This is a genomic window from Pseudoalteromonas sp. RWi3 (assembly GCF_054960735.1).
This window is the reverse complement of sequence record NZ_JBHNYL010000041.1, coordinates 1-954: the sequence shown is the minus strand read 5'-3', so window position 1 is coordinate 954 and position 954 is coordinate 1. Positions and strand designations below refer to the sequence as shown.

Genomic DNA, 954 nt, shown 5'->3' with positions numbered 1-954 from the left:
TCAGGAGCACTTTTGGTATGCTTTTGTTGATATGCCCTTTTTTCTTTGGATCTATGTGGCGGCCACTCCAGTCGACTAATTCAATGTAATCCAGTAAGGCAAAGGGGATCGTGCCTTTAATATGATTACCACCAAATGGCTTTAGCTGTGCTGGTTGACTTTCATGCTGAACAGTATCTTTTTGTTTGAAGGGTTTATTCGCTTTAACCGTGTCTGTGGTAAAGGCTTTGAAATGCGCTATACGTTCTTGAATTGAGGTGAAATCACTGTCTTCAAGCGTATCGGCTATATTTGCTCTGATGGGGTTCAAATCAACGTAGGCCATGCAACTGAGTACTGCGGTTTCATCTAATAATGCTTGTGATTTATAGCGCCCTTCCCAGTATTTGCCCGTGCAGTTATCTTCTTTATTGGCTTCGCGGGCAATGTACTCATTGAGGTTTTTCATATACCAGCTGATATCATAAAGCCTTGCACGCCATTTAGCGATGATTTCATTGAAAAAGAGCAAACTCGGCTTATCTAACTGCTCACCATTTAAATAGCGGTCGACTAAAACATGGCCGTTATAAAGTTGATACCAGCGTTCAATTACTTCATCATCAGACCAATCTAGTGCTTGACGTCTATTGACGTTCACAACAAGGTGGTAGTGATTGCTCATTATCGCGTAAGCAGCAATTTCTATGACGAACACGCTACTTAATAACTTAATTCGCTCTACTAACCACGCCCTACGGTGATCAAAGTTTTTACCTGTGTATTTATCATCACCACACAAGAATGCGCGTCTCACGCATCGTGAGATTAAGTGATAATAAGATGTGGACGCTAAATCAATCAGCTTTTTTCTTGCGCGAGTCATAAAATACCAACCTTATTTACACTGTATGTAATAACAGTAGTTGATACTATGATTTTTGCAAAAAAACTTGTGCCTGTCCTTTTTTATTG

Annotated in this window: 1 protein-coding gene; it reads right to left on the bottom strand. The window is 40.1% G+C overall.

Translation table 11 applies throughout. The annotated features are described in order from the left end of the window. The coding region (locus tag ACFI4Z_RS19045; protein WP_462671889.1) for a transposase at positions 1 to 865 on the bottom strand (865 nt) is incomplete at its 3' end. Positions 866 to 954: the final 89 nt, after the last annotated feature.